Origin of the sequence: Halococcus salifodinae DSM 8989 (assembly GCF_000336935.1) — an archaeon.
In the GTDB taxonomy this organism is placed as follows: domain Archaea; phylum Halobacteriota; class Halobacteria; order Halobacteriales; family Halococcaceae; genus Halococcus; species Halococcus salifodinae.
In genome coordinates this window covers 95,423-117,904 of sequence record NZ_AOME01000050.1, presented here as the reverse complement: position 1 = coordinate 117,904, position 22,482 = coordinate 95,423, and the positions used below count along the sequence as shown (strand labels likewise).

At 62.0% G+C, this 22,482-nt stretch carries 28 protein-coding genes; 9 read left to right on the top strand and 19 right to left on the bottom strand.

From position 1 onward, the window contains the following. Positions 1 to 288 precede the first annotated feature (288 nt). Positions 289 to 741 carry a pyridoxamine 5'-phosphate oxidase family protein gene (locus C450_RS07250; RefSeq protein WP_005042070.1) on the top strand — a complete coding sequence of 151 codons (453 nt, stop codon included), beginning with the start codon at positions 289 to 291 and terminating at the stop codon, positions 739 to 741. A 14-nt stretch (positions 742 to 755) separates the two neighbouring features. On the opposite strand, the gene C450_RS07245 is transcribed toward C450_RS07250, so the two are convergent. The 5 genes from C450_RS07245 to C450_RS20720 all read right to left on the bottom strand — a co-directional run bounded on the left by C450_RS07245 (position 756) and on the right by C450_RS20720 (position 5,308). Beyond that, positions 756 to 1,439: an SDR family NAD(P)-dependent oxidoreductase gene (locus tag C450_RS07245; RefSeq protein WP_005042068.1), complete on the bottom strand. Its 684-nt coding sequence runs from the start codon at positions 1,437 to 1,439 to the stop codon at positions 756 to 758. Between the two features lie 496 nt (positions 1,440 to 1,935). Then, positions 1,936 to 2,658: a class I SAM-dependent methyltransferase gene (locus C450_RS20725; RefSeq protein ID WP_005042066.1), complete on the bottom strand. Its 723-nt coding sequence runs from the start codon at positions 2,656 to 2,658 to the stop codon at positions 1,936 to 1,938. Between the two features lie 173 nt (positions 2,659 to 2,831). Further along, a complete protein-coding gene (locus C450_RS07240) occupies positions 2,832 to 3,122 on the bottom strand; it encodes a hypothetical protein (protein ID WP_005042062.1) in 291 nt (96 codons plus the stop codon). Next, entirely contained in the window at positions 3,095 to 3,457 is a 363-nt protein-coding gene (locus C450_RS23685) for a DUF7718 family protein (protein WP_005042061.1), read from the bottom strand. The genes C450_RS07240 and C450_RS23685 overlap by 28 nt, the downstream gene beginning before the upstream one ends. 270 nt (positions 3,458 to 3,727) lie before the next feature. Next, complete coding sequence (locus tag C450_RS20720) at positions 3,728 to 5,308, bottom strand: PGF-CTERM sorting domain-containing protein (RefSeq protein ID WP_152424454.1); 1,581 nt, start codon at positions 5,306 to 5,308, stop codon at positions 3,728 to 3,730. 323 nt (positions 5,309 to 5,631) lie between these two features. Between C450_RS20720 and C450_RS07230 the strand changes: the two genes are divergently transcribed. Then, positions 5,632 to 6,486: a type II CAAX endopeptidase family protein gene (locus C450_RS07230; protein ID WP_080510278.1), complete on the top strand. Its 855-nt coding sequence runs from the start codon at positions 5,632 to 5,634 to the stop codon at positions 6,484 to 6,486. Positions 6,487 to 6,840: 354 nt separating this feature from the next. Here the strand turns inward: C450_RS07230 and C450_RS07225 are convergent, their stop codons facing one another. The 5 genes from C450_RS07225 to C450_RS07205 form a co-directional block, all read right to left on the bottom strand. Then, positions 6,841 to 8,643: a flippase-like domain-containing protein gene (locus tag C450_RS07225; protein WP_005042055.1), complete on the bottom strand. Its 1,803-nt coding sequence runs from the start codon at positions 8,641 to 8,643 to the stop codon at positions 6,841 to 6,843. Positions 8,644 to 8,689: 46 nt separating this feature from the next. Then, positions 8,690 to 9,052 carry an arsenate-mycothiol transferase ArsC gene (locus C450_RS07220; RefSeq protein WP_005042052.1) on the bottom strand — a complete coding sequence of 121 codons (363 nt, stop codon included), beginning with the start codon at positions 9,050 to 9,052 and terminating at the stop codon, positions 8,690 to 8,692. A gap of 49 nt (positions 9,053 to 9,101) precedes the next feature. Next, positions 9,102 to 10,151 carry an ACR3 family arsenite efflux transporter gene (arsB, locus tag C450_RS07215; RefSeq protein ID WP_005042051.1) on the bottom strand — a complete coding sequence of 350 codons (1,050 nt, stop codon included), beginning with the start codon at positions 10,149 to 10,151 and terminating at the stop codon, positions 9,102 to 9,104. Beyond that, entirely contained in the window at positions 10,148 to 10,546 is a 399-nt protein-coding gene (locus tag C450_RS07210) for an ArsR/SmtB family transcription factor (RefSeq protein WP_005042047.1), read from the bottom strand. Before C450_RS07210 ends, arsB begins: the two co-directional genes overlap by 4 nt. Positions 10,547 to 10,618: 72 nt before the next feature. Further along, positions 10,619 to 12,352 carry a radical SAM protein gene (locus C450_RS07205; RefSeq protein ID WP_005042044.1) on the bottom strand — a complete coding sequence of 578 codons (1,734 nt, stop codon included), beginning with the start codon at positions 12,350 to 12,352 and terminating at the stop codon, positions 10,619 to 10,621. A gap of 524 nt (positions 12,353 to 12,876) precedes the next feature. Between C450_RS07205 and C450_RS22350 the strand changes: the two genes are divergently transcribed. Together C450_RS22350 and C450_RS07200 are read left to right on the top strand one after the other, a co-directional pair. Beyond that, entirely contained in the window at positions 12,877 to 13,035 is a 159-nt protein-coding gene (locus C450_RS22350; protein ID WP_005042041.1) for a DUF7559 family protein, read from the top strand. Beyond that, the gene (locus C450_RS07200; RefSeq protein ID WP_005042039.1) at positions 13,032 to 13,514 is read left to right on the top strand and encodes an Hsp20/alpha crystallin family protein; all 483 of its coding nucleotides are present in this window, start codon (positions 13,032 to 13,034) and stop codon (positions 13,512 to 13,514) included. The genes C450_RS22350 and C450_RS07200 overlap by 4 nt, the downstream gene beginning before the upstream one ends. Positions 13,515 to 13,610: 96 nt before the next feature. Here C450_RS07200 and C450_RS07195 read toward each other — a convergent pair whose 3' ends face one another. Together C450_RS07195 and eif1A are read right to left on the bottom strand one after the other, a co-directional pair. Further along, positions 13,611 to 14,273: an HAD family hydrolase gene (locus C450_RS07195; RefSeq protein WP_049909938.1), complete on the bottom strand. Its 663-nt coding sequence runs from the start codon at positions 14,271 to 14,273 to the stop codon at positions 13,611 to 13,613. 213 nt (positions 14,274 to 14,486) lie between these two features. Further along, positions 14,487 to 14,771: a translation initiation factor eIF-1A gene (gene eif1A, locus C450_RS07190; protein ID WP_079890763.1), complete on the bottom strand. Its 285-nt coding sequence runs from the start codon at positions 14,769 to 14,771 to the stop codon at positions 14,487 to 14,489. Positions 14,772 to 14,878: 107 nt separating this feature from the next. On the opposite strand from eif1A, the gene C450_RS07185 reads away from it, so the two are divergent. Further along, on the top strand, positions 14,879 to 15,499 hold the full coding sequence (locus C450_RS07185; protein WP_005042033.1) for a class I SAM-dependent methyltransferase: 621 nt from the start codon (positions 14,879 to 14,881) through the stop codon (positions 15,497 to 15,499). Positions 15,500 to 15,517: 18 nt separating this feature from the next. Here the strand turns inward: C450_RS07185 and C450_RS07180 are convergent, their stop codons facing one another. The 3 genes from C450_RS07180 to C450_RS07170 all read right to left on the bottom strand — a co-directional run bounded on the left by C450_RS07180 (position 15,518) and on the right by C450_RS07170 (position 17,978). Then, a complete protein-coding gene (locus C450_RS07180) occupies positions 15,518 to 15,940 on the bottom strand; it encodes a PaaI family thioesterase (RefSeq protein WP_005042031.1) in 423 nt (140 codons plus the stop codon). Between the two features lie 52 nt (positions 15,941 to 15,992). Next, positions 15,993 to 17,378 carry a dihydrolipoyl dehydrogenase family protein gene (locus tag C450_RS07175; protein ID WP_005042029.1) on the bottom strand — a complete coding sequence of 462 codons (1,386 nt, stop codon included), beginning with the start codon at positions 17,376 to 17,378 and terminating at the stop codon, positions 15,993 to 15,995. A 114-nt stretch (positions 17,379 to 17,492) separates the two neighbouring features. After that, entirely contained in the window at positions 17,493 to 17,978 is a 486-nt protein-coding gene (locus C450_RS07170) for a GNAT family N-acetyltransferase (protein ID WP_005042027.1), read from the bottom strand. 213 nt (positions 17,979 to 18,191) lie between these two features. Here C450_RS07170 and C450_RS07165 point away from each other — a divergent pair, with 213 nt between their 5' ends. Then, entirely contained in the window at positions 18,192 to 18,383 is a 192-nt protein-coding gene (locus tag C450_RS07165; RefSeq protein ID WP_005042025.1) for a DUF4177 domain-containing protein, read from the top strand. Next, positions 18,376 to 19,455 (top strand): hypothetical protein, encoded by a 1,080-nt coding sequence (locus C450_RS07160; protein WP_005042022.1) that lies wholly within the window; start codon positions 18,376 to 18,378, stop codon positions 19,453 to 19,455. Before C450_RS07165 ends, C450_RS07160 begins: the two co-directional genes overlap by 8 nt. 2 nt (positions 19,456 to 19,457) lie before the next feature. On the opposite strand, the gene C450_RS07155 is transcribed toward C450_RS07160, so the two are convergent. Next, a complete protein-coding gene (locus tag C450_RS07155) occupies positions 19,458 to 19,862 on the bottom strand; it encodes a hypothetical protein (RefSeq protein WP_049909931.1) in 405 nt (134 codons plus the stop codon). Between the two features lie 109 nt (positions 19,863 to 19,971). Here C450_RS07155 and C450_RS07150 point away from each other — a divergent pair, with 109 nt between their 5' ends. After that, entirely contained in the window at positions 19,972 to 20,172 is a 201-nt protein-coding gene (locus C450_RS07150) for a hypothetical protein (RefSeq protein WP_005042016.1), read from the top strand. Between the two features lie 53 nt (positions 20,173 to 20,225). Here C450_RS07150 and C450_RS07145 read toward each other — a convergent pair whose 3' ends face one another. Both C450_RS07145 and C450_RS07140 read right to left on the bottom strand, forming a co-directional pair. Continuing rightward, positions 20,226 to 21,128: an amidohydrolase family protein gene (locus C450_RS07145; protein ID WP_005042013.1), complete on the bottom strand. Its 903-nt coding sequence runs from the start codon at positions 21,126 to 21,128 to the stop codon at positions 20,226 to 20,228. A gap of 71 nt (positions 21,129 to 21,199) precedes the next feature. Beyond that, positions 21,200 to 21,655, bottom strand: a complete 456-nt coding sequence (locus tag C450_RS07140; RefSeq protein WP_005042011.1) for a PUA domain-containing protein — start codon at positions 21,653 to 21,655, stop codon at positions 21,200 to 21,202. A gap of 108 nt (positions 21,656 to 21,763) precedes the next feature. Between C450_RS07140 and C450_RS07135 the strand changes: the two genes are divergently transcribed. Then, positions 21,764 to 21,949, top strand: coding sequence for a hypothetical protein (locus C450_RS07135; protein WP_005042008.1), 186 nt, complete (start codon positions 21,764 to 21,766; stop codon positions 21,947 to 21,949). A 19-nt stretch (positions 21,950 to 21,968) separates the two neighbouring features. Here C450_RS07135 and C450_RS07130 read toward each other — a convergent pair whose 3' ends face one another. Further along, positions 21,969 to 22,466, bottom strand: a complete 498-nt coding sequence (locus tag C450_RS07130) for a LabA-like NYN domain-containing protein (RefSeq protein ID WP_005042006.1) — start codon at positions 22,464 to 22,466, stop codon at positions 21,969 to 21,971. Positions 22,467 to 22,482 lie beyond the last annotated feature (16 nt).

Below are 22,482 nucleotides of genomic sequence, written 5' to 3'. Positions count from 1 at the left end.
CCTGGGCGATACAGCGAGACCCGGCTGGCCCACATAGCGCTACAAATTCAACCCCCGGCTGGCCGGGATGGACGTCTAGCTGTCCTTCCACCGAGCTACGCTGCTACGTGACCCTGAACCCCCAGTGTGGAGTCTCCCCGGCGGTGCGGTTCGCCCTGCCGCGTTCGCGGTCGAGATTCAGCCTTATCCTGCCAGCGCCGACGGCCCCTTTCGGGGGCTGTGAGGGGCCACGGCGGAGGAGCGAATCCGGGGACAAGTGATTAGTTACCACGACCTGCTGATTCCGATATGGAAATTGTAGAGGAGTGGTTAGATCTAGAACTCGATGAATTTCTTGATCGCCCTCTATTTTGTTTCCTAGCCCAATGCTCTGACGACGGTGCGCGAATCTCGCCGTTGTGGTATCTCTGGGTGGACGAGATTGTTTGGATCATTGCCCAATTACCAGACCGATCATACCCCGAACGTGTCGAGCAGTTCCCTCAGTCGGCAGTTGCAATCGTCGAATTTGACCCACAGAGAGGAGTGGTCCGACACGTCGGTATGCGTGGCGAGGCAACGCTAGAATCGTTCGATCAGGACCGCGCAGAGCGATTACTACGCCGCTATTTGGGAGAGGATAAGAGCGAATGGGATGATGGGTTCATCGGCTTAGACGGGGAAAACTACCGAATCATCCGACTCGAACCCGAGACGGTTATCGCACGAGGAGGAACACACGATACAGGCCTCGAACAGTAGTTTACAGAAATATTCTACCCGGAGTCACGCGGGCGGATGTCCAGCTCGGTCGTGATGGCGGTATCGTTGTCCGCGAGGTTCCAGAACGTTGAAGCCACATCATTCGCCCGAACCGCCGTTGCTCCGAGTTCGTCGTCTTCTGTGGCAATCTGAGCGCGTATTGCTGCGTATGTCACCTGAATACCATCGTCCGAGAGGTCATCTGCAAGCGAACGTGCTAGTCCCCGCGTAGCGAAGCCAGCACTACCCCAAGCAACCATCTGGGCCGCACCATCAAGCGCGAACGATGTGCCGGTAAACAGTATCGTGCCACCCCCACCCTGCATGTCAGCGACAGCCTCCTTCGCACAGAGAAATCCGGCATAGGCACGGCTCCGCCAGACATTCTCGAACTGTTCAGGGTCACAATGGGTTATCGGCCCACCCCCACGGACCGCAGTATTGTGGATCAGCACGTCAACGGGGCCGAGCTTCTCACGGACAGTCTCGAAACCGGCAGCCACCTCGTCGGCGTCAGTCACGTCAGTTGGAACGGCGACGGCATCAATCTCTTCACCTCGGAGGTCAGCAGCGAGGTCGTTGATATACTCTGTAGAGCGCGCGAACAATCCCAGTGAACAGCCGTGTGACGCGAACTCTCGTGCGATTGCTTCGCCCAGCAACGGTCCAGTTCCCGCGATGATAACAGTCTTACTCACAGGCTCGACCTTTGTTGCTCGGTGTACAAATGTCCGTCTTCGGTAGAGAACATTTCAGCGTGGCTGCGCGACAACGTCTTTCGTCCAAAGTAGGAGATAACTACAACGGATAACCCCTGTCTGTAGTCACTTGCTTGCTGACGGGATGACGCTCCGGCGTGATCGGCGCGACAACACCCCTCGTTTGGAGTGAAAATCGGTCGAGAAACGACCGCTCTTGCTGACAGGGGTGTTCTATAATAAATGCCGCAGGGCTACTGACAGCCTGTCAGTAAGCAAGTGGCTGGTGACAGGGCAAGCGGAACCAGCTACGACTGACTGAATCCCGTGCCTGGCGAAATGGCGTACTTCCCCTCCCTCTCAATCTAACAGGCTACAGCNGACAGGGCAAGCGGAACCAGCTACGACTGACTGAATCCCGTGCCTGGCGAAATGGCGTACTTCCCCTCCCTCTCAATCTAACAGGCTACAGCATTTCAGATGTCAATCAAATAGTTCACTCACATTTCTCAGCCCGAAGACAGAGAAACATCGGGCGAGTGGAAAGTTCGTTATACAACTCGGGAGAGCGTTCCTCAAATCGCTCTGTTGGAGTAGGTTCTAACAAACGATCCAGGTTAAACCCAGTGTTCAGCAGTGGACCAATCATCTCACTCAATGGACGACGATAGTGTGGAACGCGCACAGGTTCACCAAAGTCGTTCCACACCTGCCTCACAACTTCAGTCTCAAAGTAGTTCTTTGCCTCGTCGTACTCGTGGAAATCAGAGAAAGGATGGTGAACAGAACAAATAAGTTGACCGTGTTGGCGCAGTATCCTGTTGAATCCGTTGAATAGTTGATTCCAATCCTGAATATAATGCAACGCCAGCGAGCTAACCACGAGGTCAACAGACGAATCTTCAAATAGCGACAAGGACCCACCGAGATTGCCCTGAATGATATTAGCTTGAGTACCGACTCGGCGTTTTGTTTGCTGGGTCATTTTCCGGTTCGCATCAACAGCAATGACTTCAGCCCCGTGATCAATGAGCCATTCAGTATACGTACCTGCTCCACACCCAGCGTCCAAGACTACGCGACCGCTGACATCAGGTATCAGGGACAGAGTTGCTGGTCTGTCATAGTCGGCGTTTATCGCGTTTTTATCTATCCCGTCAGCATATGGTTCCGCGAGGTCATCGTATGCGCTCTGTGCGAGCGGTTTCTCATTAGTCATTGAATGTCTCTATTCAATCAGCACAGCAAAGTAAATACCACTGTGATCGTCGAGCGTATCGCGAGGCCCCTCAAGGAGCCGTCGGCGCTGGCAGGGTAAGCATGAGGGCGCTTACGAGTCCACCGCAGTTAGGCTACAACTGAGCGGTTGCACCAAAATCGGAGCGTATAGGATTACGCGCTTTCGTCGTCGTAGAACTCTTCAGCAGGTACTAACCCCTCGTCGCTATCGGGCATCGGGTACTCCTCGATGGCGGCGTCGAGTTCTTCGACGGTCATATCGAGGTCATCAGCACGTTGCTGTTTGAACCGGTGTTTGACCTTCTCAGCATCGCCCTGCATGACGGTGGTTACACCGTCCTCGTGAATGACGAGACGGGCCTCGCCTTCGGGGAGGTCGTCGCGGTCGAAGGAGATGTCGAGGTCGCGATCGTCGATTATCGATCCGTCGTGAGATTGTGCCATTGTTCGTATCTCCTGAGTAGTCGGGACGCTTCGGTTTTGATGTATGATTCACAGTAGGTGGGCGCGTTGGATAACTCTACGGGTGGGAAGTCCTGTCGAACGAGATGTTGTTCTCCATCGCGATAGATGTCCATGTGTAGACCTTCTACAGTGAGATCGTGACCGTAGGTGCCGTCTGGGTTGTGTTCGAAGTGAACGACTGGCCGCCACTCATCTTCGACGCAGTATTCGAGTTGGACGAGGAATCTGGTGGGTGTCCCGCGCTGGGTTTCGAGAACGAACCGGAGCTGAGCGTGAGGGTACTCGATCCAGTCGGTGTATGCGGTATCTGGCACATTACGGTCCCGTTCGTAGTGGTTGAATGTCGCTCATGGTTCTCTTTCGATCGAGTTTTCTGTTCGAGTCATGGCTACAAGTACAGCTTGCTCTGGATGGCGTCAATTCGGTTCGTTCGCCGGAGTCGCGACGAACATCCGATACCGACTGTTGTAGAGCACCTCTCGACAGCGCTGCCGACCCTCAAATCGCCGCAAATCTATGAGTCTCTCTGCTAATCCCTATAGCCAGACCTTCTACTGGTCCGGGTATTTGAGTCGCGTGGCGGATCAGTACCGCCGCGCTGCAAGCGTTCCAGTCACAACTAGGGCGACAACCGCAACGACGACACCGAAACCGGGACCGCTCGATCCTGATGTTCCAGTGTCTGTATCGGTGCCATTGACAATCTGTCCACTGCCTTCGGTCAAGGTCTGCGTCTGCGCGTCTGTTACCGGCATACTTGGTTGATTGACTGTCGAAGTCGGTCTAACTGTTGATATCGTGGTTGACCTAACAGTCGATGTTGCGGGGTTCGTTGTTGTCGGGGTTGGCGTAGACGTTGCTGTCGGGGTAGGCGTGGCCGTTGGTGTCGAGGTGGGTGTAAGAGTGGCCGTAGGGGTTGTTGTCAGTGTCGGTGTCGCCTGATACTCTGCTGGATCAATCCGTTCACCGTTAACGTAGACTTCCGCGGGGCCGCCCTCTAGGTTCAAGTCGGTGAGTTCGCCGCTGAACGTGTAGTTATCGATCCCTCCTTGAGCAGTCGAACCTGACGCTGTTGACCCAGAAACTTCGTCGGGTTGGGTTGCGCCGGTGAGATCCGCACCGGATCCCGGCGTAATAGACTCGCTCGCTGTCGCTGTATACGACACCCGTCCCTCGCCGGTGCTTCGAACTGTGAATGTATTCGGTAGTTGTGATCCTGCTCCGTTCCCGTCGTCGCCACTCTGTTCCTCGATCTCGTCACCTGAGATGGAGAGAGAGTACGTACTAAACCCGATGGAGGATGCATCTTCCCCACCCGAGACGCGAACATAATATACTCCTTCCCCCACTGACTCTGCAACTACCGCTATCTTCTGTACGTCAGTGCCACCGGCCGGAGCCGTCTCGTTCGTCGCGCCTACATATACGTCCGAAAGGTCAACCGCTTCGCTGACTCGCTCACCATCAGCGTCGAATACATCAACAGAAATGCGGTTTCCGACATAGGGGGTTCCCGCCCTGCTGAACAACGTATTGAGTGTCGCGTTGATAGTGGCTCCCTCACTCGCTTCGACCGCGTACCAGTCAGTGTCCGTGCCGGGAGCGAGAGTCGAGGTAACCGGTTCTTCAGGGGTCAGCGGAGTTGCTGAATTGCGGTTGTCGTTGGGTTCGAGTTGACTTTGTTCGATTACTTGGACCGTCAGACCATATTCGATCGGTGGACTGGTGATCGTGTTATTCACCATACGGATATAGTAGGTCCCCGACTCCTCAGCAACCGCACCGTTTGGCGAATTATCACCGCCCATAGTCAGATCAGCCACTACATTCCCATCAGGACCGACAAGGGTCCCCTCAACGTCCTGCGCAACACCACCGTACCCCCATGCGCGAATCGCTTGACCAGCCTCTACCTCGAACGAATACCAGTCTTCTTCATCGCCTGGACCAAACCTCGCTAGACTTGACTGATTGTCAAATCCATCAACATAAGCTTCGGTGAGACCCTCAACAGGCCTACTCTCGAAATTGAGAGAGACTGCATTCTCTCGATTGTCGTTCGGTTCACCCGTGGTTGATGCGTCTCCGCCATCCTGAGCTACCGTTATAGGTGCAAATGTCAGCCCTGCTCCTAAGAGCAACACGACGCTCACGAGTGCAGCCATTCGATGTACTGGTAACCCGGATACCATTGGTTTCAAAAGAAACGTTCACATCTAGGACATAAGTACAAGGGGGTTTCTTCCTCTCCTCACAACATCTCGATGTGGTCCTGCTCAATGGATCTTGCGTCAAGTTCACCCTTTCTATCCATCACGCCACTCCTATCAGAAACTCGTCGGTTCGTCTGGACGCTGCTGAATACACAGCGCGTATCTTGCACGTCACTCGTGCTCATACTTATCCCGCCTGTGCCGAGGCGGGGGACGGTGGAGAACGAAAGAACACAAACTAACTGTGGCCGATTAAATGTGGTTCGTAACGCTCTATGAGCGATGAACCGTCGATCGTGGGGAAGCATCCTGTTGCTGTATTCTTCTTCACGACCTTCGTGTTTTCGTGGCTTGTATGGATTGGAGGCGATGCTCTTCCAGGGACGGAGGTAGAACCCAATAGTTCTCTATGGACTGTACCGGCGGCGTTCGGTCCACCAATCGCTGCTGCGCTTGTTCTTCGAGCTACAGACGGTGACTTGCGGACATGGGCTTCACAGGCACTCAAGTGGCGAATCAAAGTTCGATGGTATCTCGCAGCGGTAGCTGTTCCAGTTCTCTTGCAAGCACTCTCTGTACTAGTGCTCGGTCTCATCGGCGCTTCCGTATTCTACAGGCCAACCGATCAATTCATCTTCAGCTTCCTATTTGTCTTCTTTGTTGGAGGAGGTCAAGAAGAGCTGGGATGGCGAGGATTTGCACTCCCACGGTTGCAAGCAGCCTATGGGGCGTTTGCTGCTAGCCTCATCATTGGTATCGCTTGGGCATTCTGGCACTTCCCGCTCTATCTTGTTGATGGAGGATTCAATGCTGCGTCAGCATTCGTCTCCTCACTTCGGGTCATTCCTGAGTCAATCATCATCACATGGCTATACAATAGCACCAGCGGGAGCGTTCTGATATGTATGATATTTCATGCGATGTACAACGTCGGCTACCTCTTCAACTCGCCCGCCAGCTTTCAGTTTCCTGGGGGTACTGAAATCCCTCTCTCGATTATTATTGAACCAGTTATATGGTGGGCCGCAGCGCTCATTCTTCTCAGTATCTATGGTGGACGCTACCTCGCACGGACACCACAATCTGATTCTGCTGCTGTCAGAAAAGAGGAGTCCAGCACCGCCGATTGAATAAGACAACCTCTGTCAGTAGGGACTTGCTTGCTGACAGAGGTCAATTTGATAGCTAAGGGGATAAAAGGTAGCGACAGAGGCCAATTGCAAGATACACCCTCTGTATCTCACACGCAGCCCTCAACAGGTCGACAGCCCGTGATTTCGGAGGTCTGAAATCAGTGCTAATCCCGATAGTCGTTGTACCACGAGCGAACGGAGTGAGCGGGGTTTTTGATCCGCCGGAAGACGCGAAGCGTCTTTCGTCATCACGAGAGAGCTTCGCTCTCTCGGACGACCTCGAATGCGAACGGGGAGCGAACGCGACCCGTGAGCGCAGCGAGCGCACCCCCCGAAGTAAAAACGTGGATGCTATTCAGTCGGCGTCGTCTCGACCTCGCGGCCCTCCTCGACGGCGGTGGTGAGCGAGACATTGAGCACCAGCATGGCGGCCACCCCACCGATGACGGTGACGACGTTTTTCACGAAATGGTCGACGATGGCCGCGCCGAGCGCGACCGGGGTGGCGACGGGCGTGAGCCCGACCACGAGCAGGCTGAACGCCCCCTCGTAGAGCCCGATCCCGCCGGGCGAGAGCGGGAGCACCTTGGCGAGATTCCCGACGCTCACGGCGAAAAAGCCGACCGCGATCAGCGTCCCGAGCGGGAGCGAGACGTCGAACGCGGCGAACACCAGCAACGCAGTCACGACGTCGAGCGTCCAGATCAGGAGGCTCGTCGCGCCGACGCGGGCGAACGCACGTCGGTCGTTCGCGACCGCCTGAATATCGCTGACGAACCGTTCGATCACGCCCGCGACCCGATCGGCGTACGCGTCGGTGCTGAAGCGGCGGATCCCGCGACGAACGAGGTTCCGATCGGAGCGTGCGCTGGCGACGATCGCGGCCACCGCGACGATCGCGGCGAGGCCCACGCCGCTGGCGACGAGGATGGCGGTCCGGCCGCTCTGGTTCCCGCTGGCGACGGTCGCGCCGAGCCCCGAGAGGCTGGTGATCCCGGTGGCGGCGAGGCCCATCAGGACGACGCCGGCGAGCAGAGTGATCGTGAGCAGATCGAACACGCGCTCGACCGCGAGCGAGGCGAATCCCGTGGGATAGGGCACGCGTCGGCGGGTCTTGACGACGTACGCCCGGACCGCGTCGCCCGCTCGCGCCGGGAAGACGAGGTTCCCCGTTTGAGAGATGAACACCGCACCAGTGAGGAAGCCAACGCCCTCGGCGAATCCCAACTCGTCGAGGATGTCACGGTAGCGCGCGCCGCGCACTGGCCACGAGAGCGCGTAGACGAGCGCGGCCGCGGCGACGAGCGCGGGGTCGGCCGCGCGCATCTCTTCGAGCACGGTCCCAACGTCGAGATACTGGGTCATCAGCCCGATCGCGAGGATCGTGAGGAGCGTGCCGGCGACGAGCGTCACGCGGCGCGTGATCCGGGGCGCGACGGCGAGTTGCCACCACGTCCGCAAAACGGCGCTCCCCATCCCGAGCACGTCCCGGACGAAGTCCACTTTCGTATCGCCCTTCGGGGTCCACGCGACCGGGAACTCCTTGACCCGGTAGCCCGCGCGCTGGGCGCGCACGAGGAGTTCGGTGTCCCAGAACCAGTGCTCGTCATCGATATCATCGAGCAGGGACTCCAGAACCTCGCGGTCGAACGCTTTGAACCCACACTGGTGGTCGTGGACTGACGAGCTGAGGAACAGTCTGACGAGCCCGTTGTAGGTGCGACTCGGCACGTCGCGCTTGGCAGGGCGGTCGGCCTCGCTCGCCGCGAGCAGCCGCGAGCCAGTGGCGATGTCGGCCTCGCCCGACCGGACGCTCTCGACGAGTTCCTCCAGATGGCTCATGTCGGTCGCGAGGTCGGTGTCGAAGTAGACCAGGGTCTCGCCCGCGGCCGTGCGGAAAGCCCGTTCGAGCGCGCCGCCGCGGCCGAGCCGGTCGTCGCTGTGGACGTGTTTTACCCTTCGGTCCTCGCGGGCAAGTCGAGCAGCGATCTCCGGGGTGCGGTCGGTACAGCCGTCCTCGGCGACGAGCACCTCGAAGCTCTCCGCCGGCAGGAAGAATCCGAGCGCATCGAGGGTCGTCGCCACTGTGTCCTCGATCGTCGCGGCCTCGTCGTAGGCCGGCAGCACGACGCTCACGTCGACCCCGCGACTCATTGGCTCGACTGCGCCAGCCACGGACAAAGCCCTTCTGGGTCGCGATTCAGTCGTCCATTCCGTCGAACAGCGCCACGACCCGGCGTTCGACCTCGTCGCGGATGGCGCGCACTTTCTCGATGTCGGCCTCGCCAGGGTCGTCGAGCGCCCAGTCGCGGACATCGACCGCCGACTCGGCTCCCTCGATGTCGAGCGTCGAACAGCCCATCGTGGCGACCATGTCACACGAGCGCAGTTCGTCGGTCGTGATCTCGCGCGGCGTGCGACCTGCGAGATCGAAGCCCACCTCGTCCATCGTCGCGACGACGGGTTCGTGAACCTGATCCGCTGGGTGGGTGCCACCGGTCACGATATCGATACCGTCGAGCTCGCGACGCTCGCGCTCGCGTTCGGCGAACGCGGTCGCCATCTGCGAGCGTCCGGCGTTCCGAACGCACACAAAGCCCAGTCGGGTCGTTTCAGTCGGCGGCAACGGCGTCCACCTCCTTCGCCTCGGGGAACAGCCGATCCTTCGTCGCGAGCGCCACCCGGACGAGTGCGAGCATTACCGGCACCTCGATCAGCGGCCCGACGACGGTCGCCAGCGCCACGTTGCTCCCGATCCCGAAGACGGCGACCGCGACCGCGATCGCGAGTTCGAAGTTGTTCGAGGACGCGGTAAACGCCACACTGATGCTCTCGGTGTAATCGAACCCGAGCACCGCGCTCGCGCCGTAGGCGAGCGCCCACATCCCCGCGAAAAAGAGGAACAGGGGCGTCGCGATCAGCACGATCTCATCGGGGTTGTTCACGATGTACTCGCCCTTGAGCGCGAACATCACGACGACGGTGAAGAGGAGGCCGAGAAGTCCTAGGGGGCTGATTCGCGGGACGAAGCGGTCGTAGTAGGTATCGCGGCCAACCGTTCGGAACGCGAACTTCTGGGTGAGATAGCCGAGCAAGAGCGGCAGTCCGAGAAAGACTCCGACCATCTGGGCGACGAGCGCGATGTCGACATCGATCCCCGTCCCCCGAAGCACGGTGAGAAAGAGGAAGGCGTAGGGAACGAACAGCGCGATCTGGAGCAGGCTGTTGACGCCGACACAGACCGCACAGAGCTCCTGGTTCCCGGCGGCGAGTTCGTTCCAAACCAGCACCATCGCGATGCAGGGTGCGATCCCGACGAGCACGAGACCGGTGACGAACTGAGGCCGGCCGCCGAGGAAGGTCACCGCGAGCCCGTACATCACGAACGGGGCGATCAGCCAGTTGAAAACGAGAGTCAGTCCGATTTCGCGGCGCGCGGTACGGGTCACGCGCGGAATCCGTTCGTAGTCGATCTCGGCCATGATCGGGAAGATCATCACGAACAGTCCAACGGCGATCGGGAGGCTGGTGCCGTGCCACGTGATCGCGTTCAGCGCGTCCGCGATGCCGGGGACGAACCGGCCGAGTCCGACACCGAGGACCATCGCCGCGCCGATCCAGAGGGTGAGGTACCGATCGAGCGTGCCGAGGTCGTCGCTCATTCGTCGTCTCCCGCTGCATCGAGCGCGGCGAACACCCGCTCGGCGCGTCCGGTGCTCTCGTAGTAGCGCCACTTCCCTCGCCGGTCGCGCGAGACGAGCCCCGCGTCGACGAGATCCGAGAGTGCGTGGCTGATCGCACTCTCGCTGACGTCGACGAGCGGTTGGAGTTCACAGACACACAGCGCGTCGTCGGCAGTGACGAGAAGGCGTGCGATCCGATGGCGGGTCTCGCTGCCGAGCGCCGCCATCGTTTTTCGATCCCTGTCGAGCCGGTCGGTGGTTGCCCGCTCGGCGAGCGAATCGAGGTCATCGAGCCGTTGTTCGACGTCTTCCTCACAGCACTCGCCGATCTCGTCGGCGATGAGTCGTCGGAGCCGATCGGTGGATGGGACCATCGTTCGAACGATTGCAAAGACGTTCAAGTAATTGTTTCGGAACGAATCGCTCTCGGCAGCAACGGGAGAAGATCAGTCCGCCCCTTCTGGCGTGCGCGCCGTCGTGAAGCCAGGCAGGTCGATCCCGAGCGTCGCCGCGGCCTCGCCGGTCGATTTGTAGGGGCGATTCACCACCAACGTGCCGGCACGCTGGTCGCCGAGGCCAGGCAGCGCCGCGAGCTCGTCCATCGAGGCACGGTTGAGGTCGAGCGGTGCGGGGACCCCCGTCACCGACCGATAGCCGTGATCCGTGATCGCGATATCCACTACCCGCCCGAGTTCGCGCTCGCCCGGAATAGCGACCAACAGCGGGTACGTCCCGAGCTGGCGGCCGAACGTCCGGCCGTCCTGGTGGTATTCGAGATGGACGTCGGGCAGCACGGTTCCGGGCGGCGCGACTCGCTGGAGCATCGGGTTGTCGATCTCCTCACGCACCTCTTCTTTGTACTGCTTGAACAGTTTCTTGTGATCGTCGGCGATCTGCGCGCCGGTGTCGCTCATCTCGGTTCCGTCGAACGCCATCACCTGGCGGATGTTGATCCGGCGGAGCAGCAGGCCGGCGTCGTACACCCGCTGGAGGAACTGCTTGTTCAGTTCGTACGTCTTCTCGCGTTCGCCCTTCAGCCCGTGGAGCAGGTTGATCCCCGGGAGGAGCTTCGGGAGGCGATCGGCGGCGTCCGCACCGTACGTCGGCGCGGCCGAGCGGTCCTCGCCCGGCCGCCAGCCCGCCTCCTCGTTGACGATCTCCACGGCGCGAAAGCACTCGTCTGCGGTGACGTTGAGATCGTTCGCCTCCTGCACCCGGGGATCGGCGCTTTCGAGCCCGAACGCGGCGGTATCTCCGGGGGTGTTGTGCTCGGCGATGATCCGGAGGCCCTCCCGCGAATCCTCGGGCCACCGCACGATCGTGACCGGGTTGATGTTGTCGAGGTGGAGGGTTTCGAGATTCGGTGCGACCTCACGGATGCCGCCGTAGAGGTCGCGGAGCGCGTCGGGGTTTGGAGCCTCGCCGTCGCCGCCGTACGCGAGGATGTCCGCCTGGCGACCCAGCCGGAAGTGCCGCGCGCCGCGATCCGCGAGCGCGTCGACCTCGCTCACGACCGATGGGGGCGGGCGGAAGGAGGGGTTGCCGTAGAGCGGCTCGGTACAAAAGGAACATCGATACGCACAGCCCCGAGAGGTTTCGAGCTCGCAGATCAGGTACTCGGGATGGTTCGGGTGCTGTTCGACCACGAACGCGCCCTCGCGCGCCCATTGCGTGACTTCCTCGACGTCACGCATCCGGTCGCCAAAGCCCTCTAGGCCATTGGCGACGAGATCGTGGGCTGCGGCCTCGACATCGCCTTTTGCCACGAACTCGAAGTCGAGATCCGATCGCTCGGTCTCGGTCGCGCCGGCGTTCTCCTCGCCGACGCCGAATTTGACTGGGCCGCCCATCAGGCTCGTTCCCTCCGCGGCCCATGCGAGCTCCCGTACTTCGTCTGGCTCGGCCGGCGTCCCGCCGACGTACTTGCCAGGGACGGTCATCCCGCCGAGGTAGATCATGAGGTCCGCATCGGCCACGTCACGCCACTTGTTCCGTTCGTCACGGAGTTCGTCGATCGTGTGGTAGGTGATGCGTTCTTCGGGAACGCCTGCATCCACGAGCGCACCGGCGGTGAACCGTGGGTACGTGGAGATATACGGTGGCACTCCGAAGTGGGCGGGTTCGTCGACGTAGCCGTCCACGAGGGTCACGTCGAGAGTGGCTGGATCGGGCGCAGTCATGGCCGTTCGTTCGGCCTCGGGGCGTAAAAACTCGGCTACCCGTCATTCACGGTGTGAAAGCGGCGATCGCTCGGGGAACCCGGACGAAGCAAGCACCGCAGGGAGTGAGCGAGCGCAGCGAGTCCCGGAACCCCGAGCGCATCGGGGCTTTCGAGACGGTTGCGGTTGCTGTCGCAGTCAGTGTTGTCGTGGTCCCCGTTGCCGTCGTAACGACCGCCCCGATGCCGACACAAATGAGAACCGCAAGCCACACGCCTCCCCAGCCGACTCCCTCACTCGCTTCGCTCACTCCGTTCGCTCCGCTCGTTCAGTCATCCCTCGCACGCGAGTTGCACGCCGATGAACGGCGTCTGCTCACGGCGTTTCGCGCCGTTCGCACGGCCAGTGGGACGGTACTGCCGTCCCGCTCGGCGCAGCCGCGCGCCAACCGCACCAGCGTTGCGTGCCACATTGCAGCACACTGTCGCTGCTCCCGGGATGCTGCGACCCGTGGGTTGATAGGTCGCGCGTGGCTATGGCGAAGTATGCCGGCAACCCTCGAAGTCGTCTGCACCGACGACGGCTGTGAGATGGACATGTTCGAGATGCACTACACCTACGACATGCCCGACGACGTCGGCGTCGAGGACTTCCAGTGTCCGTACTGCGGCGGCACCGACTGTCTCGAATCGGTCGAGCTATGATCCGCGACGTCGGCGAGTCGGTCGGCAACGCGGTCCTCGACGGGATGGGGCGGATCGCGGGCCGCACGCAGGAACGCCGCCCGCTCCCGACCGACATCTTGGAAAGCGACGACGCCTACCTCGTGGTGTTTGACGCGCCCGCCGCGAGTTCGGAGGACGTCCAGGTTCGCTTCTCCGAAGACGCGGTCCACGTCCGGATCGATCGCGTCCGCGACCACCACGAGGGGTTCGAGATGCGCGCACCAGGCCGCGGGCTCGCGCTCGACGGCCAGGCCGACCTCCCCGACGGCGCAGTGGTCGATCCCGAGGCCGCGACCGCGACGCTGACGAGCACCGGCACGCTCGAAGTCCGTGTCCCGAAAACCGACGAACGCGAGGACGAACCGGTTCGGATCTCGACGGGCGACGGGACGGTTCCCGAAAACGGCGTCGAGAGCGCCGTCGAGCGGATCGGCGACGATCCGGTGGACGATACCTGATTAGCTGATGGGACGAACCGGTGACCGTGGTCGGGTTCGGCGGCGCTCTTCGAGTTCGTTGAAACCGATCGCTTCGTGTTGGTTCAACTGGACAGGTCAGTCATCGCCGATCGCCACGACCTCGTGGAGGTCGTCGGCCTCGTACGTCGGCGTTACTGTGAGATCCACGTCACGGCTGTGCGGTCGACGAACGAACACCGAGTCGATACCCGCCCGCTTGGCCGCGATCACGTCGCTCTCGCTGTCACCGACGTAGAGTGCTGATTCGGCGTCGAGATCCGCCAGCGCGCGGTTGAGGTACTGCGGGTCGGGCTTCTTGTGCCGGAGACTGTCGACGGTTTTCTCGCGGCCATAGTAAACGTCGAACGAGGAACCCAGATCGAAGAAATCCAGCACGAACGTCACGGTGGAGTGGCGGTTGTTGCTCACGACACCGCGACTCTGCGGGAGATCCGTGATCGCCGCGACGTCGTCGTAGCGACCGCGCGCGCCCGCTCTGAACGCGTCCAACTGGGAGCGTTCGTCGTGACGCTCGCGTGCTGCCCAGAACGCGTCCACGTCGAGATCGTACGCGGTGCAGATCTCCTGAAGTCGTTCGACGGTGACGCCATCGACGATGTCCGCGATGTGCTGGCGGTCGGTCGTCTCGACGCCCATCTCGCGGAACGCGGCACGCGTCGCTTCGCTCTGGGTGTCACGTGCTGGCGGCTCGATCAAGACGCCGTCGTTGTCGAACAGCACTGCATCGTACTCGGTCACTCCCCGGACGTACTCGGACCCGATAGTTGCCTGTTTCGACACGAACACGTGCGGGTAGTTTTTGACGAAATCGTGTGGCGAGCGATATCCACAGACGAGGAATCGTGGAAAAGCGACTCCGATCAGGGGTAGCGCGGCGAACTGCTGTCGCGGTCGTGGTCGTGGTCCAGCCCCATCAGCAGGGGCAATCAGGCCATTCGAACGTGACGAGTGTTACTCGATGTGGCCTTCGCGCCGGAGCTGGTCGGCGTCCTGGCTCTTGTAGCGCCACTCGATGTTGGCCTTCTCGTCCTGCCAGCTCCACGGCTCGACGAGAACGACGTCGCCCTCCTCGATCCACGTCCGGTACTTCATCCGGCCGGGAATGCGGCCCATCCGGTTCTCGCCGTCCTCACACCGGACACGAACGTGGTTCCCGCCGTTGTGTTCGGTTACGACCGCGAACAGCTCGTCGTCGTCGGGCATACGAAGGTTTCGACGCCCGTTTTGTTCACTCACATCGGTATTTACGGCGTGGACACGGTTAAGTCATGGGCATTATCCGGTAGCACGGCACATGGGCCTGGAGTCGGAGCGATTTTACGCGCCGGCGTGCTCGGAGCGGTGTGGATTCGACCGAGGTCAGACGACGGTGGGCCGAACGCTCGGGAGCGTACTCGCCAGCGTACTACGCCCACCACGGGCCGAACGCGACGAGCGAGGCGATCCGCGAACGGCTCGAGCCGATCGGTCGTGAGGCATCGATCCTCGAACTCGGCTGTAGTTCGGGTCGCCACCTCGCGCACCTCCACGATCACGGCTACGAAGATCTCCACGGGATCGAGATCAACCCCGAGGCGCTCGACGTGATGGCCGAGGCCCATCCCGAACTCGCCACTCAGGGAACGTTCCACGTCGACGCCATCCAGGACGTCGTCACGGAGTTCGACGACGGCCGTTTCGACGCCGTGTTCTCGGTCGAGACGCTCCAGCATCTCCACCCCGACGACGAGTGGGTGTTCGACGAACTCCGTCGGATCACCGATAACCGCCTTATCACGGCCGAAAACGAGACCGGAGTGGCGGATCGTGAGAATACGGATACCGACGCCATGAACAACGTCGACGGCGTTCCCCTGTACTACCGCAACTGGAAGGACGTGTTCACCAACCATGGTTTCACGGAGATCGGATCGGAGCCGGTCAAACGTGGCACGCTTCGGGTGTTCCGTCCCGTGCGAGACTGAGTCACGGCGGACTGACGATCAGGGACGATAGACTCGCCCGCGGAAGGTCGCGATCCGTGTAGCATCCTCTGCCTCCCCTTCTCCGTCGGTGACGACGACCTCGTACTCGGCAGTTCGCCCGCTCACGTGTGTCTCCTTGGCGGTCGCGACGAGCGTCGTTTCCACCTCGACGCTATCGAGGTACGAGATGTTGGTTTCGAGCGCCAGCGCGGTTTTCCCATGCGAGTTCGACGCCGCCGCAAACGCTGCGTCCGCGAGCGAGTACACCGCCCCACCGTGGGGCGTTCCGTGGAAGTTCAGCAGGTCATCGGTCACGGCGAGTTCGGTACGTGCGGTGCCTGCTCCGAGGTCGATCAGATCGATCCCCAGGGTGTCGCAGTAGGGATCGCTCGCGATCCGTTCGCGGATGTCCGCCTCGACGGTCGGCTCGTCGGCTGTCATGGGTCGTCCGTCGAGTCGACGGCTCAAATCGGTTGAGGTCGCGCCGTCCGGGCTACTCCACGCTCTCAGGGACGTCCTTGCAGGCTTTCAGCACGACCTTGCTCATCGAGGGATGGGCGTGGATGAGAGTGTTCGCGAGGTCGTCGACCGTCGCGCCGTACCGGAGCGCCGGCGTGACTTCGTGGATCAACATCGAGGCCTCGTGGCCGATGATGTGACAGCCGAGGATTTCTCGACTGTCGGGGTCGGCGAGCACCTTGGCGAACCCGTGATCGAGTTTCAGCGCCCGGCTCATCGCGGTGTCGGTGAAATCGGCTCGTCCGATGACGTACTCTCGGCCGGCGTCGTCGAGCGTCGATTCGTTCTCGCCCACTGCGCCGATCTGTGGTTCGGTGAAGACGGCGTGCGGCAGCGCGGTGAAGTCCGCCGTCCGCTCCGCGTCGCGCGCGACGTTGTCGATCATCACCTCGCCTTCGTAGTCGCCGGAGTGTTTGAACATCCCGTTGTCGGCGATGTCGCCCATTGCCCAGACGTTCTCGACGTTCGTTCGTAGCCGATCGTCGGTCGCGATGAATCCGGCGTCGGTGGTCTCGACGTTCGTCGCGTCGAGATCGATCCCGTCGGTGTTCGGCCGGCGGCCCAGAGCGACGAGGAGTTCGTCGCCCGACACCTCAATCTCGTCACCACTCTCCGACTCGGCGACGGCAGTGAGCTCGCCGTCCGACTCGGTGACCGTCGAGACCCGGTGGCCGGTGTACACGTCGTGACGATCCGCGGCGATCTCGGTGAACGCCTCGGCCACGTCGGCGTCTTCGCGGGGCACCAGGCTGTCTTCCATCTCGATCAGCGCCACGTCGGTGCCAAAGGACTCGAAGTAGTAGCCGAGCTCCGCCGCGATGTAGCCGCCGCCGAGCACCACGAGCCGGTCCGGGGGTGTTTCGAGCCGGATGGCGTCGTCACTGGTGAGGAAGTCCACGTCTGCGAGTCCGTCGATCGCGTCCGGTACGATCGGCTGGCTTCCGGCGGCGATGACGACCTTTTCGGCGGTGTGGGTCTCGCCGCTCTCGACGATCTCGATCGTGTGGTCGTCGACGAACCGGGCTTCCTCCTGGAGTAGCGTGAGATTTGCTTCCTCCCGTTTGTTCGTCTCCTTGCTGCTGGCGGCGTCGGCGAGTTCGTCGTTTACGTGCCGAACGAACTCGCCGAACCGGATCTCGTCGACGGTCGCGTCGATCCCGAACTCGTCGGCGTCCCGGATCGTGTTGTGGGCGTTCGCGTGCTGGATCAGCATCTTCGAGGGGTTGCAGCCGCGGTTGAGACACAGCCCACCGAGCGGTCCCTTCTCGACGAGCGCGGTCTCCAGACCCTCGGCGGCCGCCGCCGACGCGACCGTGTTGCCGGTTCCGCCGCCGAACACGATGAGATCGAACCCTGTCATTGCAGTTCTCCCGACGACAGGAACGGATAAAGCGGTTTGCCGTCCGCAGCGAATCACGCACTACCGGTTGCGGCCGTTGATTGCCTGTGGGAGGACGTGGTCAGCGGGACGTGGTCACCGCTCGGCCACGTAGACGTTCTCCCGGTAGGACGTGTCGGCGATGACGGTCTCGCTCTCCTCGACCAGTTCGAACCCGTGGCGGCGGTAGAACTCGTTGCCGGGCTCGTTCTCGGCGAGCACCATCGCCCGAACCTGCTCCGCACCGCGCTCCCCGAACGCCTCGTGGGTGTGATCGAGCAGATCGCCGCCGACGCCTTCGCGTCGGTGTTCGGGCGCGACGTAGAGTCGGAGGATCGCCCCACCGCCCTCGTCCTCGACCGCGTGGGCGAACCCGACGACCTCGTCCCCACTGTCGGCGACCGGCACCAGCGCGTCGTCGCTCTCGATTTCGGCGGCGAGCCGATCGGCGTCGTACCACTCCTCGACGCCGTCACGGGCGGTTTCGCGGCTGAGGATCGTCGGATAGTCGGTCTCCCACGACGCTCGTGCCACCGCCTCGATGGCGTCGACGTCGTCGTGCCTCGATTCACGAACGATCATGGTAGTCCGTACCGCGGCGGCGCGGATAGCCGTTTCGCCGTGGACTGGGTGGTTCGGCTCACAACGGTCGCAGCTGTCGATTTAATCGGCCTGATGGCTGCCGGAGGGGTGTGGTGGTGCGGCGATGAGTACCGCATCAGTAGCGGGGCATCATATGAAAGCAGCGCCGTTTACCACGATGGGGTGCGTTGGAGTGGTCATGAGCGATGGACCATGACCCAGTGGGAGTACGAAACGCTCCGGCCGCCGCGGGGCTCGACCAAGAAGGAGGCGATCGACCCGAAGACCCAGCTGAACGAGCTCGGTGGCGAGGGCTGGGAGCTCGTTTCGACCGTCGAGTACGTTGGCGGTGGCACGAAATACTTCGTCTTCAAGCGACCCGTCGACGGGGGTTCACATGAGTAGTAGCGAGGTCGACATCGAGGCAGACCCGGACAGCGACACCGAGATCGACGCCGATCCTGATGAGGACATCAACATTGGAACGGCGAACACGATGCGGGAGCGCTCCGACGAGAGCCGGATCAAGCTCTGGGCCGTGCTCGGGGCGAATCGCCTGGCTGTGACCACGCTGCTGGCAATCGCGGTGTTCGTCGCGTTCGTCGTCGCTGGCACGCTCGTCTACCCACCGTTCGCGTCGGTCGTCACCGCCGCGGACACCATCGAGACGATGTTCTCGACGATGCTCGGCGCGATCATCACCGGCACCACGCTCGTGGTCACGATCAGCCAGCTTGTCATCTCACAGGAGAACGGCCCGCTCGGCGAGCAGCACATGCGGATGAGCGACACGATGGACTTCCGGGAGTTCACCCAGGAGCTGATCGGCCAGCCAACACCCGCCGATCCGTCGGCGTTCCTCCGGGAGATCGTCAACGCGACCGAACGCCGGGCGAAGGCGCTCCGCGGATCGATCGCCGAGAGCGACAACGACCAGCTCCGTGCGGAAGTCGACGAGTTTACCGACAGCGTCACCGGCAACTCCGAAGAGGTCAGAAACGAACTCGACGGCGCGAAATTTGGGTCGTTCGACGTGCTGTTTGCCGCGCTGAACTACAACTACGGCTGGAAGATCTTCCAGGTCGAGCGGATGGCCGACGACCACGCCGACAGCCTCACCGACGAGGACAGCGCGCTGTTCGAAGAGCTCAAAACCACGCTGTCGATGTTCGGGCCGGCGCGCGAGCACATCAAGACGCTGTACTTCGAGTGGGCGCTCATCAACCTCTCACAGCTCATCCTCTACGTCTCGGTGCCCGCGCTGGTCGTCGCCGGCAGCACGCTCGCGTTCGTCGGCGGTGACTCGTTCACCGGCTCGCTGTTCGGGCTGCCGAACATCCTGCTGGTCGTTGCCGGCGCGTTCACCGTCTCCTTGCTCCCCTTTCTCCTTCTCCTCACCTACATCATCCGAATCGCGACGGTCGCGAAGCGGACGCTCGCCATCGGTCCGCTGATCCTCCGGGACTCACAGCGCTAGACTCAGAACAGTTTGTTGCCGTCGGCGGTGACCGTCTGGGTGCCGACGACGGTTCCATTGACGGTGTTGACCGCGGTGACTGTCGCGTTCCCGTTCGCCGGCAGATAGAGGGTGATCCCGCTAGTCTGTCCGGTTTCGACGGTCGTGGTATCGAAGCTGGAGCCGCTTTCGGAGATCACCACGAGCTTGGAGACACCTTGATCGGTCGTTGCGGACGGGGTGAGGTTCACCGACGCCTTCACCCGGCCACTGGCCCACGGCTCGTCGGACGATACCTGCTCGAAGACGGCCGAATTGCCGGTGTCGGCCGTGACGGTTGGGCCGAGCGTGAGACAGCCACCGAACCCGAGCGCGACGACGAGCGCCACGCCCGCGAGGGCCCGTCGGCGAGGAATCCGTCGACTCATATATCGCTGTGGTTGGTCAGGGGTCCCCTTGAGCGTTGCACTTGCTCGGGCCCCCTACCGACGACTGCAAGCACAGCGCTTTTGCGCTCACCGGTGTACGTTCTGCCACATGTTCGCGATGACTGCGGTCAAGAAAGCGGCCACGTACGGGTACAAGAAATACGGCATCCCGGGCGCGATCGCCACCGGCCTCGGGACGCTACTCGGTATCCGGTTCATCAAGCGAAAGTTGTTCTCGGGATCGAGCAGCGACGACGATGAAATCGACGTGAGCGAGGAGTCCGACGACGGATCGAGCGCCGCCAACTGATCGTTTTCCACACCGGCCGAAATCCGGCTGGCTGTGTACGCGCTGTCGGTTGATTACAGGCCGAGGAACGCCTCGGCGTTCTCCCACAGCAGTTTCCGCTCGACTTCTTCGGGGTAGTCGGTGTGCTCGGCGAACGATTCGAGCCACTCCTCGGGCCGGATCATCGGGTAATCGGTCCCGAACATCACCTTGTCTTTGAGGACGGTGCCGGCGTAGTGGAGCACCTGGTCGTCGATGTATTTGGGGAGCCAGCCAGAGAGATCCATGTAGACGTTGCCCTTCTGCTGGCAGATCGCGAGCTGTTCTTTCTCCCACGGGAAGGCGGGATGGGCGAGCAGGATCTGGAGATCGGGAAATCGTGCAGCCACGTCGTCGATCAGCATGGGGTTCCCATGTTCGATTCGGAGGCCGCGGCCACCGGGGCTGCCCGCGCCGAGAGTGGAGTTGCCGCCGTGGAACACCACCGGAACGCCGAGGTCCTCGATGGTGTTCCAGAGCGGGTCGTGTTCGGGCGCGCTCGGGTCGAACCCCTGGGCGATTTGCTGGAACTTGAACCCCGAGAGATCGAGGTCCTCGATCGCGCGCTCGGCGGACTCCACGCAGTCGTCCTTCAGGGGATCGATGCCCGCGAACCCGGTGAAGAAGTCGGGGTACTCGTCGCGGATCTCGGCGACGTACTCGCTCGTGACTGGCGGGTTGCCAGTGTTGGTCTCGGCGTCCCAGCCCAGCAGGACCGCGTGACGGATGCCGGCTGCGTGGTACTCCTCGACCATCTCGTCGTAGCCCCACGTTTTGAGATCGGTGCCGAACTTGCCCGCGGCGTCGCCCATCATCTCGCCGCCGGCGTCCTCCAGGAACTCGCTCGTCGGCTGGTGGGCGTGGGTGTCGATGAAACGCGGCTCCTCGGTCGGGAAGTCGATGTCGAGCATCATCGGTTCGTCGGGGACCAGCCACATATACTGTCGGGCGCTGGCTGCCGATCATCAATGGCTACCAAATATCGAGGACTATCGAACGTCGATAGGGTTCAGTCGGCTCCCTCGCGGGTCTTGACCGCCACTCCGGTCTCGAAGTCGGCCATCGCGTCGGCAGCGAGCTCTGCCCGCCCCACGCCGAACAGGTCGTCGTCGGGGCCAACGATGCAGACCTCGTCGCCGGGGCGGACGGCAGGATCGACCGCGGTGACGAACTTCGCGAACGCGTTTTTCCCCTCGCGGACGAACGGTGCGCTCTCCTCGCCGACGACGACGCGGGCTCGCGGAGCCGCAAATGCCGCGCGGAGCCGCTCGCCGCCGGCGAGACCGAGCGTGAACCGGCCGTCGACGCCGTAGGTCACGAGACGCTCGCCGCCGACGAGCACCTGTTCCGGCCGGCCGGTCGCGGTGTGGTGAACCTCGGGATCGCCGGCGAACAGCGTCACGCCGGCGCTGTGGCCGAACTGGTAGTCCGCGATCGTTCGCAGTCGCGCGAGTTCTTCGGCCATTGGCCTCGGTTCGCCGCCGGTGTGCAAAAGCGCGTCCATCGGGTACTCCGGCGTGACGACACGACGGTTTCGAAGCGATTTAGACCGATCGGAACCCAGCCTCGTTCCATGGACGAACGCACCAAGGTACTCGCGGGGGCAGCACTCATCGTGGTCGGCACAGTGACCATCCTCCTGTTCGCCCTCCCGACGTCGCTCGTTTCGGTCTCGATTCCCGTCCCGTTGGCCGCGATCGCCGCGCTCGTGCTGGCTGCGGGCACGCTGCTCGTCGGCACGTCCGAAGGAACGGTCTGAGACGCGAAGCAGAACCGGGTTACAGCAAGAACGTCTCCGGGCGTTCGGAGAGATCGGTAAAGCCGTCGACGGCATCGAGGAGTTCCTCCGATGTGGATTCCTCGAACGCCATCGCCTCGACCCGGACGCCCTTGTGCCGGAGATGCGAACAGAGCCGCGAGAAATCGCCGTCGCCGGTGCAGATCACGACGGTGTCGAGATGCGGCGCGAGCGTCACCGCATCGAGGATCATCCCGACGTCCCAGTCCGCCGTCTTGGAGCCGTCGGCGTGGGTCTTGATGTCCTTGATCTTGGTCTCGAAGCCGATGTTGACGAGTGCCTCGAAGAAACTCTCCTCCTCGGGCGAGTCGGCCCGGATGACGTACGCGATCGCGCGGGTGAGTTCGCGCCCGGCGACGCCCGCATCGAGGAGTTCGTCGTAGTCGATGTTGCGTGAGTAGACGCTCTGGGCGGTGTGATAGAGGTTCTGTGCGTCGACCAGCACCGCAACGCGCTGGGCCGGATGAACGTTCGACATGTCGGTAATCGACAGA